Source organism: Micromonospora sp. NPDC005206 (genome assembly GCF_040608175.1).
In the GTDB taxonomy this organism is placed as follows: domain Bacteria; phylum Actinomycetota; class Actinomycetes; order Mycobacteriales; family Micromonosporaceae; genus Micromonospora.
On sequence record NZ_JBEXHU010000019.1, the window covers coordinates 33,483 to 46,685 of the forward strand.

Below are 13,203 nucleotides of genomic sequence, written 5' to 3' on the forward strand. Positions count from 1 at the left end.
CGGGCGTCCGGCCGGTGGGTTGTCTCGTTGTACCGGTACGGATGGAACGAGGGGATGAGAGCCCGACGTGGACCGGCCACGCCTGTCCGCCGTAGGCTGACCGCGCGTCGATAGTGTGGAGCGGGCGACGAACGTCGCGACCTCCGACCGCTCCCAAGGGGCCGTACGCTCCGGGGGTGCGAGCGCGGGTGCGGCCAAATTGACCGGGGCGCGGACCGACCATCCGAAGCGGGTAGGGATGACAGGTGCATGACGACGGCAGGTACGACGATCCACGCGTGACCGGGTCAATCAGCGACCCCGTTTCACGTGAAACCGACTACCCGAGCTGGTCGCCCGGCGCTTCCGGGCCTTCGCCCCGGCCGGCGGACGACGATCCGCTGGTGTCGCGCGACGAGCCCCCGAGCCAGCCGACCGGACCCGACACCACGGAACCGGCGGCTGCCCGTCGGGCACCGGATGCGGTGACCCGACCGGCCAACGCCGCCGACGTACGGCCCACCTCGGGTCGGCGTAACACCGTCGCGGCGGTCCGCTTCGAGCCGGCGGTTCCGCACCAACCCACCGCCGCGGCGCCGGCGGTCGCTTCAGCCGAATCGTCGGCCGCCGTGTCGGCCGACCCCACGTACGTTTCACGTGAAACCCCGACGCGCGAAGAGGATGACCCACCGTTGGCTATGGAGGCGATGCGCGCCGTGCAGATCCTGAATCCCAGTGGCGAGGTGACCATGCCTCGGCCGGACCGGACCCGGGTCATGTGCGTCGCGAACCAGAAGGGCGGCGTGGGTAAGACCACGACCACGGTCAACCTTGCGGTGGCGCTCGCCCTGCACGGCAACCGGGTGCTCGTGGTGGACCTCGACCCCCAGGGCAACGCCTCGACCGGCCTCAACGTGCCGCACCACACCGGCATTCCCGACGTGTACGACTGCCTGATCAACAGCGTGCCGTTGGCCGAGGTGGCACAGGCGGTCGAGGGCATCCCCAACCTGTGGTGCGTACCCGCGACGATCGACCTGGCCGGAGCCGAGATCGAGCTGGTGTCGGTGGTGGCGCGGGAGTCTCGCCTCGACCGGGCCATCGCCGCCTACCCGGGGCAGTTCGACTACGTCTTCATCGACTGCCCGCCCTCGCTCGGCCTGCTCACGGTCAACGCCCTGGTCGCCGCGCAGGAGGTGCTGATCCCGATCCAGTGCGAGTACTACGCGCTGGAGGGGCTCAACCAGCTGATCAACAACATCAACCTGGTGCGGCAACACCTGAACCCCAAGCTCGACGTCTCGACGATCCTGCTGACCATGTACGACCGCCGTACCCGCCTGGCCGACGCGGTCGAGCAGGACGTCCGGAACCACTTCGGCGACAAGGTGCTCCAGGCGGTCATCCCCCGCAACGTCCGGGTCTCCGAGGCACCCAGCTACGGCCAGTCGGTGATGACCTACGATCCCGGTTCGCGGGGCGCCACGAGCTACTTCGAGGCCGCCCAGGAGATCGCCGAGCGGGGCGTCAAGGAGCCGGTGGGCCGGAATGCGTAGTGCGGACGATTCGCTGGGAGGCGTGGCATGAAGAACCGTCCTCGGGGCGGTCTGGGTCGGGGCCTGGGGGCGCTCATCCCGACCGGGCCGGTGCCGGGTGCAGCGGGCACCCTGACGGCCGAGCCGGAGAACGGGCACGTGGAGGATGAGTCGGTCGCGGCGGCGTCAGCGGCGCCAGCCGGGCCGCCTGCTCGCGAGTCGGAGCCCACGCTCAGCCCGGTGCCGGGAGCCCGATTCGCCGAAATCCCGGTCGACGCGATCGTGCCGAACCCGAAGCAGCCCCGCCAGGTCTTCGACGAGGAGGCGCTGGAGGAGCTGAAGACCTCCATCCAGGAGGTCGGCTTCCTCCAGCCCATCGTCGTCCGGCAGCTCGACGACGAGAAGTACGAGCTGGTGATGGGCGAGCGGCGGTGGCGGGCCGCCCAGGCGGTTGGCCGGGAGAGCATTCCGGCGATCGTCCGGGACACCCGCGACGACGCCATGCTCCGGGACGCGCTACTGGAGAACATCCACCGGGCCAACCTGAACCCGCTGGAGGAGGCCGCCGCGTACCAGCAGCTGCTGGAGGAGTTCGGCGCCACCCACGAGGAGTTGGCCCGCCGGATCGGTCGAAGCCGGCCGCAGATCTCCAACACCATCCGACTGCTGAACCTGCCGGCCCAGGTGCAGCGCCGAGTGGCTGCGGGGATCCTGTCGGCCGGTCACGCCCGTGCCCTGCTGAGCCTCGACGAATCGGAGGCGCAGGAGCAGTTGGCGCTGCGGATCGTGGCCGAGGGGCTGTCGGTCCGAGCGACCGAGGAGATCGTGGCCCTGACGCTGAACGACGGCCCGGCGAAGGGCCAGGCCGCGAAGCGGCGACCGAAGCCGCACGCGCCCGGCCTGACCGACCTCGCCGATCGGCTGTCGGATCGGTTCGACACCCGGGTGAAGGTCGACATCGGCAGGAGCAAGGGCAAGATCACTATCGAGTTCGCGACGGTGGACGACCTGGAGCGGATCGTAGGCATCATCGGAGTGCAACAGGCGGATTCCGGGGACTGATCGCCCCCGCCCGCCTGCGGCCGCGCTTCCCCTCGGGATGCGCGGCCGTTCTGCATCCGGCCGCGTTGGTTTCACGTGAAACGGGTGCGGTCTGGCGCGTCCCGGTGCGCCGCCACCCGTCGGGTCCATGGGGTCTCTCGCCGTGCCGTCGTTTCACGTGAAACAGAGCGGCCACGAGGGTGATCGACGGCTCGACCGCCGGGGCGGCGACGGAAAGGCCTCGTGCGCCCGCTCAGCAGGCCGCTGCGGCCACGCATGCCGCCCGTGGTGGTCTTGGTCGGGTGGCCCGCTCTCTGGCCCTGGTCGTGGTCCGTGCTGATCGAGATCTCCTCGGGCCGGCTGCGAACCTGATTTCGTCGCCTCCGGTGGGAGGACCCGTCGTGCCGCACGGCCCAGCAGGTGGTCTGTGCTCGCCTGCGCCGGTGGGTCCGCTGCGCGGAACCGGCGGTTGGGGCGGCGGCGTGTGGCGATCTGCCTCGGGGCCGAGCTCGCCCCCGTGCCGCTCTCCGCACCCCGCACGTCGGACCGGTGGGTCCGCAAGCCCGCCCCGCACGGCAGACGCGTGGTCCCGATCCTCTTGCCGTGCATGCTGGGGTCCGAGCCGGCTCGGCGCCCGAGCTGTGCCCCGCGCTCGCGTTGCGCCCGGGTCCGCGCTCGCGCCGCGCCCGTGCCCGCGCCGCGCCCGTGGCCGGGTCCGCGCTCGCGTTGCGCCCGGGTCCGAGCGCCCAGGCCCTGCGCCGACCGCGCCTCACGCCCACGCGCCTTGCACTGTGCGTCGCGCCGTTTGCGTCGTGCCGTATGTCTCGTGCCGCATGCCTTGTGTCGGGTCCCCGTGCCCCATGCCCCGCGCCTCGCTCCGTCTAGCGTCGTGCGCCCGCGATCCCCGCCTCGGTGTCCGGGGCTTGGACTCTCGATCCGAGCCGGTCCGGTTCATCCCCACGCCCAGGCGCCTGCGAGACCCCCTTGCCCTTGCCGCGCGCCGTCCCCCGCCCCCGCTCGCCCCCATCGCCGAATGCGTCAGGCCAGGATCCGAGCAACTTCAGGGATGTAGCTGCCTCCAGCGCTCGCGAGGCGACAACATCCCTGAAACTGCTGCCTTGACCGTGGGCGGGAGCGGGGCGGGGCCGATGAGCGCCGAGGCACGGCCGGCGGGCAGAGAGCTACGGGCGGCGGGCCGCGGGCATCGCGTGGAGCCACCTCGGCACGATGTGCCCTGGCGCCAAACGCCAAACGTCCGGCGTTGACCGACGATCACACATCGGCGTCTGAGGGGCCCAGGCTTATGCGACTCGCACCGGAACCCGGCCGCCGAGGGCCCGCCCAATCCGCCGCCGCGGCCTCGTGGCCGGCCGAGCAAAGGGTGGTCCCGTCGAGTCCGGGCACCGTCCTGACGCTCGAACGTCGGCACCGTCATCGCCGACGGGTGCGAGCGGGCTCGCGGGCAACGAACGACTGACCAAAAAGTTATCCACACCGGTTGTCCACAGGCACCCCCTGTTTCACGTGAAACACCGCGTGGAACCGGGTGCCAGCCTGTGGATGACGGCCCGCGTTCAGGATCTCGGCAGCCTGTGGATATCCCTTCACCGGTGCTTCGGTGGTCCACACATCGATCGACGGTGAGCGCTGATCGGGTGGACCCCGAAGGGATCAAACTGGTAGGGACAGCGGTGCCAGACTCGGTTAGGGTCAGCGTCGTGCACGACACCCCTCCCTCAGTCCCGGACTTCACCCAGTGGCCCTCGTTCCCCTTCGAGGGCGAGCTCCGTGTGAAGCAGCTCGACGATCCGGTCCCGGTCGAACCGCCACGCAAGGGCGAGGGCCTCCGGGAATGCACCGCCTGCAACGCTCCTGACGACGCCTACATCTGGGTGGGAGAGCGGTGGCGGGTACGCGCCATGGACCGGCCCACCGGCCTGCCCATGGTGCTCATCCTGGAATCGCGGACCCATCTCGACCTGGGTGACCTGCCGAACCTGCTTGCCGCCGAACTGGGCGTGATGACCGTCCGTCTGGAGCGGGCCATCCGATCCTTGGACGGCGTGGCACGGGTGCACGTCAACAGGTGGGGTGATGGCTCCGCCCATCTGCACATGTGGTTCCTCGCCCGGCCGTACGGGCGGCTTCAGCTGCGGGGCACCTTCCTGTCGCTGTGGGACTCGATCCTGCCGCCGATCTCCGAGGCGCAGTGGCGGGAGAACCTGGCGCTCGTCGCCGCCTGGCTCGCCGAGTTCGGTGGCCGGCCGCTGGCCGAGCCGCCCCGCATCCAGTGGCAGGCACCGTCCAGCCTGCTGGCGCAGTCCGCCGCTGCGGATGCCGCTGCGGCCGCGGCGGCGGCGGTCTCGGTCATCGAAGCGGCGGAGGAGATCCCCGAGCCAGCGCCCGACGCGGACGACAGCACCGACGCGGACGGCGACACCAAGACGGACGGCGACACCGACCCGGACACCGGAACCGCGCCCAGGGCCACTACCGCCGATCCGGCAACCGGAACCAACGCCGCGACCACCGACCCGGCAACCGAACCAGCTGGCGCATCAGCACCCGGTCCGGCGGACGTGGCTGGCCCCGCCGGCCGCACCGCCACGGCCGGCACCCAACCCACCAGCAACCCCAGCACCTCCGAGGACGCCCCCACCGCACGCTGACACCCGACTGGATCATGAGGTTGACGGCGACCGCAGCGCCGTGCGCACCCGCCAACCTCATGATCGATCGGTCGGGAGGGACCGCGCGGGAGCCGGGCGCGGAGTTGGGCGCGGCAGCGGAGAGCTCAGGACGTGGTGGGGCGCGTGGCGGCGCGGCTGACCAGGGAGCCGAGGAGCCGACCGAAGTCCAGGCCGGCAGCCTGCACGGCGAGCGGGAGTAGCGACGTCTCCGTCATGCCGGGCGAGACGTTGACCTCCAGCACGTGCGGCTGACCGTCGGCGTCGACGATCACGTCGACCCGGGAGAGGTCACGCAGGCCGAGCGCGGTGTGCGCGGCGAGGGCCACGTCGGCGACCCGGGCGGCTGCCTCCGGCTCCAGCCGGGCGGGGGCGTGCCAGGTGGTACGCCCGGCGGTGTAACGGGCGGCGTAGTCGTAGACCCCGTTACGCGGCACGATCTCCACCGGCGGGAGCGCCTGCGGTCCGTCGCCGAGGTCGACCACGGAGACCGCCACGTCCATGCCCGGCACGTACCGCTCCACCAGCGCCGTGGAGTCGTACGCGAAGCAGCCGACCATCGCGGCCGGCAGCGACGCGGCGTCGCGGACCACGGCGGCGCCCAGCCCCGACCCGCCCTGCGCCGGCTTGACCATCAGGGGCAGGCCCAGCCGGTCGGCGATCCGGTCGAGCACGGCAACCGCACCCAGCTCGGAGAAGCGGTCGTGTGGCAGGGCCACCCAGTCCGGAGTCGGGATGCCGGCCTCGCGGAGCACCGCTTTGGCTGAGGGCTTGTCCCAGGCGAGCCGGGAGGCGCGGGCGTCGCAGCCGACGTACGGGACGCCGCACAGGTCCAGCACTCCGCGCAGCGAGCCGTCCTCGCCGGTGGCGCCGTGCAGTGCGATCACCACGGCGTCCGGCGGGTCGACGGCGAGCGCCGGCAGCAGGGCCACGTCGGCGTCCCGCAGCTCGGCCTCCACGCCGACAGCGCGCAGCGCGTCGAGCACCCGGCGGCCGGAGCGCAGCGAGACGTCCCGCTCGTAGGAGAGCCCACCGGCGAGTACCAGCACGCGCAGGTCGGCCGCGACGGCGGATTTGGTCACGTGGAGGCGCTCGGCAGCGGTCGTACCCATGCCGGCATCATGCCAAGTCGGGTCCCGGCACGTCGGAGCCGGCCTGGCCGCGTCGTCCGGCTGCGCCACCCACGGCGCCGAAGACCCGGCGCATCGAGATCTCCTGCTCCATCACTCCGGCCAGCCGGCGGACGCCCTCGCGGATCCGCTCGGGCGGCGGGAAGCTGAAGTTCAGCCGCATGGTGCCGGTGCCCGTGCCGTCGGCGTAGAAGCCGGTGCCGGGCACGTAGGCGACCCGGGCGGCGACCGCGCGCGGCATCATGGCCTTCGAGTCGAGCCCGTCGGGCAGGGTGGCCCAGACGAAGAGGCCGCCGGCCGGGGTGGTCCAGCTGGTGCCCTCGGGCATCAGGTCGGCCAGGGCGTCGAGCATGGCGTCCCGGCGCTCCCGGTAGACCTCGCGGTAGACCTTGAGTTGCTGCCGCCAGGGCATGGTGCCCAGGTAGGTGGCGACTGCGGCCTGGGCGTAGCCGCTGGGGCAGAGGATTTGCGCCTCGCTGGCGATGACGAGCTTGTCGCGGACCGCGTGCGGCGCCAGGATCCAGCCGACCCGCAGCCCGGGCGCGAAGGTCTTGGAGAAGGTGCTGAGGTAGAACACCCCGTCCCGACGGCGGGCCCGCAACGGTGCCGGCGCCTCGCCCTCGAACCCCAGTTGGCCGTACGGGTCGTCCTCGACCACGAGCAGGCCGGCGCGCTCACAGATGTCGAGGACCCGCTCCCTGCGCTCCTCGCTGAGCGTCACGCCGGTCGGGTTCTGGTAGGTGGGGATGGTGTAGAGGAACTTCACCCGCCGGCCTGCCCTGGCCAGGTCGTCGATGGCGGTCTCCAACGCCTCCGGGATCAGCCCGTCGGCGTCCATCGGCACGTGCGCCACCTGCGCCTGGGCGGCCTGGAACACCCCGAGCGCGCCGACGTACGTCGGGCCCTCGGCGAGCACCACGTCACCCGGGTCGAGGAAGAGTCGGGCCACCAGGTCCAGCGCCTGCTGCCCGCCCACGGTGACCACCACGTCCTCCGGGGAGGCGCCGCAGCCGGCGTCGATCCCGGAGAGTGCCATCACCTCGCAGATCCGTTCGCGCAGCTCGAGGGTGCCCTGGCCGATGCCGTACTGGAGGGTGGTCACACCGTGCTCGGAGCCGAGCCGGCCGAGCATCTCGCCGACCGCGTCGAGCGGCAGGGCGGCGATGTACGGCGCCCCACCGGCGAGCGAGACGACCTCCGGCCGGCTGGCCACCGCGAAGAGTGCTCGGATCTCGGAGGCGGTCATCCCGCGTACCCGCCGGGCGTACCGGTCGGTGTAGTCGTCGAGCGTCGTGCCGGTCATGACCTCACCTCGATCGCTGCTCGGGTGGCTCCCCGGGGTACCCCGGACGCTGGCGACCATGGCGGCGGGGACACCGATTGTCGATCCTAGTCCGCCAGGGCCGGGGCGCCGGCCTGCTGCGGCGTACCGTCCACATCCCGGACCGGTCCCCGGTGTCCCCCGGCGCGGTGAGCATCTGCGCGTCCCCTCCCGTACCGTCGATCGGCGGCGTACGATCGCTCGTCGGGGGCAGGAAGGCGGCGCTGTCGTTCCGTGCCGGTCTCACCACCGAGCCTATTGTGGGGATGCGCCATATGTCGCGACGTCTGGTCAGCCTGACCCTCGACACGTTGGAAGACCTTCCTCGCCCGTGCCGACAGTGCGTCTACTGGGAGTTGGATCCGGTCTCCGCCGACCGGGCCTGCGCCGCCGGCGATCCGGGCCTGGAGAAGGAGGCGTGGGTCTCCCAGACGCTGCTGGAGTGGGGCTCGTGCGGCAAGCTCGCGTACGTCGACGGCATGCCGGCGGGCTTCGTGATGTACGCCCCGCCCGCCTACGTCCCCCGCTCGATGGCTTTTCCCACGTCGCCGGTCTCCGCCGACGCGGCGCTGTTGATGACCGCCAACGTGGTGGCCGCGTTCGCCGGTGGCGGGTTGGGCCGGATGCTGGTGCAGGGTGTCGCCCGGGACCTGACCAAGCGGGGGATCAAGGCGATCGAGGCGTTCGGCGATGCCAAGTTCGGCGACGCCGACGACCCGGCGGGTGGCTGCGTCGCACCGGCCGATTTCTTCCTCTCCGTCGGGTTCAAGACGGTCCGTCCGCATCCGCGGTTTCCCCGCCTGCGGCTGGAGCTGCGCACCGCGCTGAGCTGGAAGTCCGACGTCGAGTATGCGCTGGAGAAGCTGCTCGGCTCGATGAGCCCGGAGACCCTGCTCCGCCCGGTCCGTCCCGCCCCGGCCACCCGCGGCTGAGCGGACGTCGCCGAGCCCCCGGGCGGTCGACGAGCCGGCTCAGTCGATCACCGTCCCGGCGGTCACCACCGCCCGCAGCTCGCTGACGTCGATCGAGCCGGTCGGCACGTCCCGCTCGATCGGGAAGTACATCCGCTGCACCGCGGCCACGATCGCCTCCACCACCCGGTCCCGGAACGCGGGGTCGACGATCCGGGCGCGGTCCGCCGGCGAGGTGAGGTAGCCGACCTCCACCCGGACCGCCGGCATCCGGGTCAGCCGCAGCAGGTCCCATGCCTTGGCGTGGGTGCGGCAGTCGCGCAGCCCGGTGCGCGCGACGATCTCCCGCTGCACCAGCCCGGCCAGCCGCTCACCCGTCGCCGACGTCACCCCGTTGTTGGTGCCGTAGTGGTAGGTCGCCACGCCCTCCGCGTCCGGGTTGGCGTGCCCGTCCAGGTGCAGCGAGATGAACACGTCGGCGCCGAGTGAGTTGGCCAGCAGGGCGCGGTCGGTGTCCGGCAGGCAGCTGTCGGGCGCCGGACCCCGGGTGAGCTGCACCCGCACCCCGGACGCGGCGAGCCGCCCCTCCAGCCGGCTGGCGAGGTCGTGCATCAGGTCCGCCTCCGTCCAGCGCAGCGACCCGTCCGGCACCACCACCCCCGGGTCGGTGCCACCGTGGCCGGGGTCGATGACCACCGTCTTGCCGACCAGCGCCGGCCCGGACTGCCGGATCGCGTCGGACTCGCGTAGCCACTGGGGGCGGCCACCGACCACCTTGCGGCCGATCCGGCGCAGCGCGTTCATCGTGTGCGGTCCGCAGGAGCCGTCGGGGGTGAGCCCGACCTCGCGCTGGAACTGGGCCACCGCCCGGGAGGTCCGGATGCCGTAGATGGCGTCCGCCCGGCCCACGTCGTACCCCATCTCCAGGAGTCGCTCCTGGAGCGACCGGACGTCCTCGCCGGTGAGCGGATCGGGCACCGCGTGGTAGAGGGTGCGGGCGCCGAGCCGCCACCGTGCGGCGTCCAGGGCCCCCCAGGTCTCCCTCCCGACCCGGCCGTCCACGCTGAGCCCGCGGGACTGCTGGAACGCGCGGACCGCTCGCTCGGTGTCGAGGTCGAACTCGTCCGGGTGCGGGCCCGCGGCGGAGGCGAGCAGCTCGAGGCCGGTGAGGATGGTACGGATCTCCGTGACCGCGGGTCCCCGGTCACCGGGTCGGATCGGACGCACGCACGACCCCCTCTGCACGACGCTGGCTGGCCGGGCGGCCCCGGCTTGAGGCTATGCGTTCCGGCGCTGCGAGGTGGCTCGGGCGGAAAAAACGGCAGTGGCGTGGGCCCGGAAGACACCGAACCCCGTACCCGGTGACCGGGTACGGGGTTCAGTGACGTTCCTGCTGGTCAGAGTGCCGATTCGATGAGCCGGACCAGCTCGCCCTTCGGCTTGGCGCCGGCGATCGACTGCACCGGCTGGCCGTTTTTGAAGACGGTCAGCGTCGGCACCGACATCACCCGGTAGGCCCGGGCGGTCTCCGGGTTCTCGTCGATGTTGAGCTTGACGATGGTGACCTGGTCACCCATCTCGCCGGCGATCTCCTCGAGCAGCGGCGACACCTTCCGGCAGGGCCCGCACCACTCGGCCCAGAAGTCCACCAGAACCGGCTTGTCGGCCTGCAGCACGTCAGCCACGAAGCTCGCGTCGGTGACCGCCTTGGTTGTTCCCACTATGCCCCTCCTCCGGGATGTGTTCGATTATCAGCTGAGCGTCGCGATGAACCGCTCGGCGTCGAGCGCGGCGGCACAGCCGGTGCCGGCCGCGGTGATCGCCTGACGGTAGGTGTGGTCGACCACGTCGCCGGCGGCGAAGACGCCGGGCACGCTGGTCCGGGTGCTGGGGGCCTGGACCTTCACGTAGCCCTCGTCGTCCAGCTCGACCTGGTTGCGGAAGAGTTCACTGCGGGGGTCGTGACCGATGGCCACGAAGACGCCGGTCACGTCGAGCACCTTGGTCTCGCCGCTGTGAACGTTGCGGACCCGTACGCCGGTGACCTTGCCGTCGGCGCCCAGGATCTCCTCGACGGTGCTGTTCCACTCGACCTTGATCTTCTCGTTGTTCAGCGCCCGGTCAGCCATGATCTTGCTGGCCCGGAACGAGTCGCGTCGGTGGATGATGGTGACCGAGTCGGCGAAGCGGGTGAGGAAGCTGGCCTCCTCCATCGCCGAGTCGCCGCCGCCGACGACCACGATGTGCTGGTTGCGGAAGAAGAATCCGTCACAGGTGGCGCACGAGGAGACGCCGTGGCCGAGGTACTCCTGCTCGCCGGGCACGCCCAGCGGGCGCCAGGCCGAACCGGTGGAGAGGATGATGGAGCGGGCCCGGTAGGCGGTCTCGCCGACCCAGGCGGTGCTCACCGCGTCGGCGCCCGCATCGCCGGTGTCGACCAGCTCGACCCGGGTCACGTCGTCGGTGAGGAACTCGGCGCCGAACCGCTCGGCCTGCTTGCGCATGTTGTCCATCAGCTCGGGGCCGAGGATGCCGTCGGCGAAGCCGGGGAAGTTTTCCACCTCGGTAGTGGTCATCAGTGCGCCGCCCGACTGCACGCCCTCAATGATCAGCGGCTTCAGGTTGGCGCGTGCGGCGTAGACCGCTGCCGTGTAACCGGCCGGCCCGGAGCCGATGATGATCAGGTTGCGGACCTCGTCCACTGCCGTCTCCCGAGTTGTGTGTGTCGGCGTCGGCGCACGCACCGATGCTGATCCGAGTGCCGACGCCTGGAGGGTGCCGGCAGGTGACTTCCAGAACGTCATCGTACGAACCGGGGATTCCCGAGCCGGACCTCCGGTGGGTCAGGTCACGCGGACGCTCAGCTCGCCGGTGACCGCAGATTCACCCTACCCGCGCCGAATACCGGCTGTCCGAGCCGGACCCGGGGACGCCGCACTCCGGGCCGCTCACCCAGGCCCAGCGGGCGCCGGCAGCGTCGGTGAACCGGATGATGAGTGCCTGCTCGCCCCGGAACTCGGCGTAGTCGATCACTTCGACGACCAGCGGGGCGGATCCGTGCTCGGCCGCCACGTCGGCCAGGCAGGTTTTCAGCGCGGCCTCGTCGGTCAGCCGGGCCAACTGGTCCCGCCCGCCCGACGCCGGTCGCCGGCCCTCCTCGGCGGACACCTCGGGCTGCCCGTCGGCGGAGGTGCTGGCCTGCCGCAGGGGGGAAGGACCGCCCGTCCTGTCGCCGAGGCTCTGCGGGTTGTAATCCGTGCCGCTGCGTAGGGACGGTCCGGTGGTGCGGACCGCGCTGTCGGGCGCGCTGGCCGGCTGGTTCAGGGCGCTGGTGCCGGCGGTGTCCGAGGCGTCCATGGAGAGCTGGTTGAGGCCCAGCCCGCCCGCGACGACGGCGACCACCGCGACGGCCACCGGAGCGGCACGTCGGGCCCACCTGCGCCGGCGGCGACCCGGACCGGTTCGTGTCCCGCGCCCCGGCTCGGCCGGGGACGGGCTGACGGCCCGGCGACCGGGACCGCTTCCGCCCTGTGCCGGCACGACCACCGGTGCGGCGACGCCGGCCTCCGGCTCCCCATCGCCGGTGCCCGCGTCGGCCGGGGTGCCGTTCGGTACCGGATCCGCCGCAGCCAACGCGGCGGCGAGACGGTCGGCGACCGCCGGCGGCAGCTCCGGGGAGGGCTCGGCCCACCGGGCCAGGTCGGCGCGGACCTCGGCCACCGCGGGGGCCAGCAGCGCGTACGCCTCGGCCCAGGCCGGGTCCGTGTCGACCAGCCGAGCGATCTCCGCCTGCTGCGGCGTGCCGTCCAACGCCCCGCCGAGGTAGTCAGCGAGCAGGTCGTCGTCGACCTCCCTGTACCCCTCGGTCGTCACGTGTCCTCCTGATTGGCGTCCCGCCGGTACCGGCCCGACCCTGATCCGACGCCCTCCGCCGGGCGTGGGTTCCCCGGCGTGACGCCGGGCACGCCCGCGACCGGTCCGGATGGCTCCGGGCGGGCCGTGGGCGTCGCCGTGCCGGCTGACGGGCGGAGGTGCCCGAGCAGCACCGCCAGCCGGGCCCGACCCCGGGCGCACCGGCTCTTCACCGTCCCCTCGGCGACGCCGAGGATGCGTGCCACCTCGGCGACCGGGTAGCCGTGCAGGTCCACCAGCACGAGGGCGGCGCGTTGTTCGACAGGTAGCGCCGCGAGCGCCTCGCGGACCACCAGCGCGGTGTCGTGGTCCTGCGCCGGTGCGGCCGGCTCCACTCCTGGCGTGCCCGACCCGTCGCCGGCGCGGTTGCCGTCGGGCAGCGGAACGGTGGGATGCGCCTGCCGGCGTCGGATCCGGTCCAGGCAGGCGTTCACCACGATGCGGTGCAGCCAGGTGGTGACGGCGGAGTCACCGCGGAACCGGGCGGCCGCCCGGTGCGCGGACAACAGCGCGTCCTGGAGGGCGTCGGCGGCCTCTTCCCGGTCGCCGAGCGTCCGCAGGGCCACCGCCCAGAGCCGGTCGCGGTGCCGGTGGAACAGTTCGGCGAAGGCGTCCCGGTCTCCGCTGGCGTGGGCGCGCAGCAGCTCCAGGTCGGTTGCGGCGTCGCGCCCGTCCATCACCACGTCC

11 protein-coding genes are annotated in these 13,203 nt (G+C 72.3%); 4 read left to right on the forward strand and 7 right to left on the reverse strand.

The window, feature by feature from the left end; all coding sequences use genetic code 11:
• Positions 1–245 precede the first annotated feature (245 nt).
• The 3 genes from ABZU69_RS26865 to ABZU69_RS26875 all read left to right on the forward strand — a co-directional run bounded on the left by ABZU69_RS26865 (position 246) and on the right by ABZU69_RS26875 (position 5,224).
• The gene (locus tag ABZU69_RS26865; RefSeq protein WP_354967098.1) at positions 246–1,535 is read left to right on the forward strand and encodes a ParA family protein; all 1,290 of its coding nucleotides are present in this window, start codon (positions 246–248) and stop codon (positions 1,533–1,535) included.
• 27 nt (positions 1,536–1,562) lie between these two features.
• Entirely contained in the window at positions 1,563–2,576 is a 1,014-nt protein-coding gene (locus ABZU69_RS26870) for a ParB/RepB/Spo0J family partition protein (RefSeq protein WP_354967099.1), read from the forward strand.
• 1,697 nt (positions 2,577–4,273) lie between these two features.
• Complete coding sequence (locus ABZU69_RS26875; RefSeq protein WP_354967100.1) at positions 4,274–5,224, forward strand: hypothetical protein; 951 nt, start codon at positions 4,274–4,276, stop codon at positions 5,222–5,224.
• A 125-nt stretch (positions 5,225–5,349) separates the two neighbouring features.
• Here ABZU69_RS26875 and ABZU69_RS26880 read toward each other — a convergent pair whose 3' ends face one another.
• Complete coding sequence (locus ABZU69_RS26880) at positions 5,350–6,354, reverse strand: D-alanine--D-alanine ligase (RefSeq protein ID WP_354967101.1); 1,005 nt, start codon at positions 6,352–6,354, stop codon at positions 5,350–5,352.
• 7 nt (positions 6,355–6,361) lie between these two features.
• A complete protein-coding gene (locus ABZU69_RS26885) occupies positions 6,362–7,675 on the reverse strand; it encodes a PLP-dependent aminotransferase family protein (RefSeq protein ID WP_354967102.1) in 1,314 nt (437 codons plus the stop codon).
• A gap of 293 nt (positions 7,676–7,968) precedes the next feature.
• Here ABZU69_RS26885 and ABZU69_RS26890 point away from each other — a divergent pair, with 293 nt between their 5' ends.
• Positions 7,969–8,625: a GNAT family N-acetyltransferase gene (locus tag ABZU69_RS26890; RefSeq protein WP_354967103.1), complete on the forward strand. Its 657-nt coding sequence runs from the start codon at positions 7,969–7,971 to the stop codon at positions 8,623–8,625.
• 39 nt (positions 8,626–8,664) lie between these two features.
• Here the strand turns inward: ABZU69_RS26890 and ABZU69_RS26895 are convergent, their stop codons facing one another.
• The 5 genes from ABZU69_RS26895 to sigM form a co-directional block, all read right to left on the reverse strand.
• Entirely contained in the window at positions 8,665–9,831 is a 1,167-nt protein-coding gene (locus ABZU69_RS26895) for an N-acetylmuramoyl-L-alanine amidase (RefSeq protein ID WP_354967104.1), read from the reverse strand.
• Between the two features lie 170 nt (positions 9,832–10,001).
• The gene (trxA, locus tag ABZU69_RS26900; protein WP_089018414.1) at positions 10,002–10,325 is read right to left on the reverse strand and encodes a thioredoxin; all 324 of its coding nucleotides are present in this window, start codon (positions 10,323–10,325) and stop codon (positions 10,002–10,004) included.
• A 30-nt stretch (positions 10,326–10,355) separates the two neighbouring features.
• Positions 10,356–11,306, reverse strand: a complete 951-nt coding sequence (trxB, locus tag ABZU69_RS26905; RefSeq protein WP_354967105.1) for a thioredoxin-disulfide reductase — start codon at positions 11,304–11,306, stop codon at positions 10,356–10,358.
• Between the two features lie 181 nt (positions 11,307–11,487).
• Positions 11,488–12,477 (reverse strand): hypothetical protein, encoded by a 990-nt coding sequence (locus ABZU69_RS26910; protein WP_354967106.1) that lies wholly within the window; start codon positions 12,475–12,477, stop codon positions 11,488–11,490.
• A complete protein-coding gene (gene sigM, locus ABZU69_RS26915) occupies positions 12,474–13,193 on the reverse strand; it encodes an RNA polymerase sigma factor SigM (protein WP_354967107.1) in 720 nt (239 codons plus the stop codon). The genes ABZU69_RS26910 and sigM overlap by 4 nt, the downstream gene beginning before the upstream one ends.
• Positions 13,194–13,203: the final 10 nt, after the last annotated feature.

Coding starts and splice junctions, on each gene's coding strand:
- ABZU69_RS26870 (WP_354967099.1), top strand. CDS start 1,563: ATGAAGAACCGTCCTCGGGGCGGTCTGGGTCGGGGCCTGGGGGCGCTC.
- ABZU69_RS26880 (WP_354967101.1), bottom strand. CDS start 6,354: ATGGGTACGACCGCTGCCGAGCGCCTCCACGTGACCAAATCCGCCGTC.
- ABZU69_RS26885 (WP_354967102.1), bottom strand. CDS start 7,675: ATGACCGGCACGACGCTCGACGACTACACCGACCGGTACGCCCGGCGG.
- ABZU69_RS26890 (WP_354967103.1), top strand. CDS start 7,969: ATGTCGCGACGTCTGGTCAGCCTGACCCTCGACACGTTGGAAGACCTT.
- sigM (WP_354967107.1), bottom strand. CDS start 13,193: ATGGACGGGCGCGACGCCGCAACCGACCTGGAGCTGCTGCGCGCCCAC.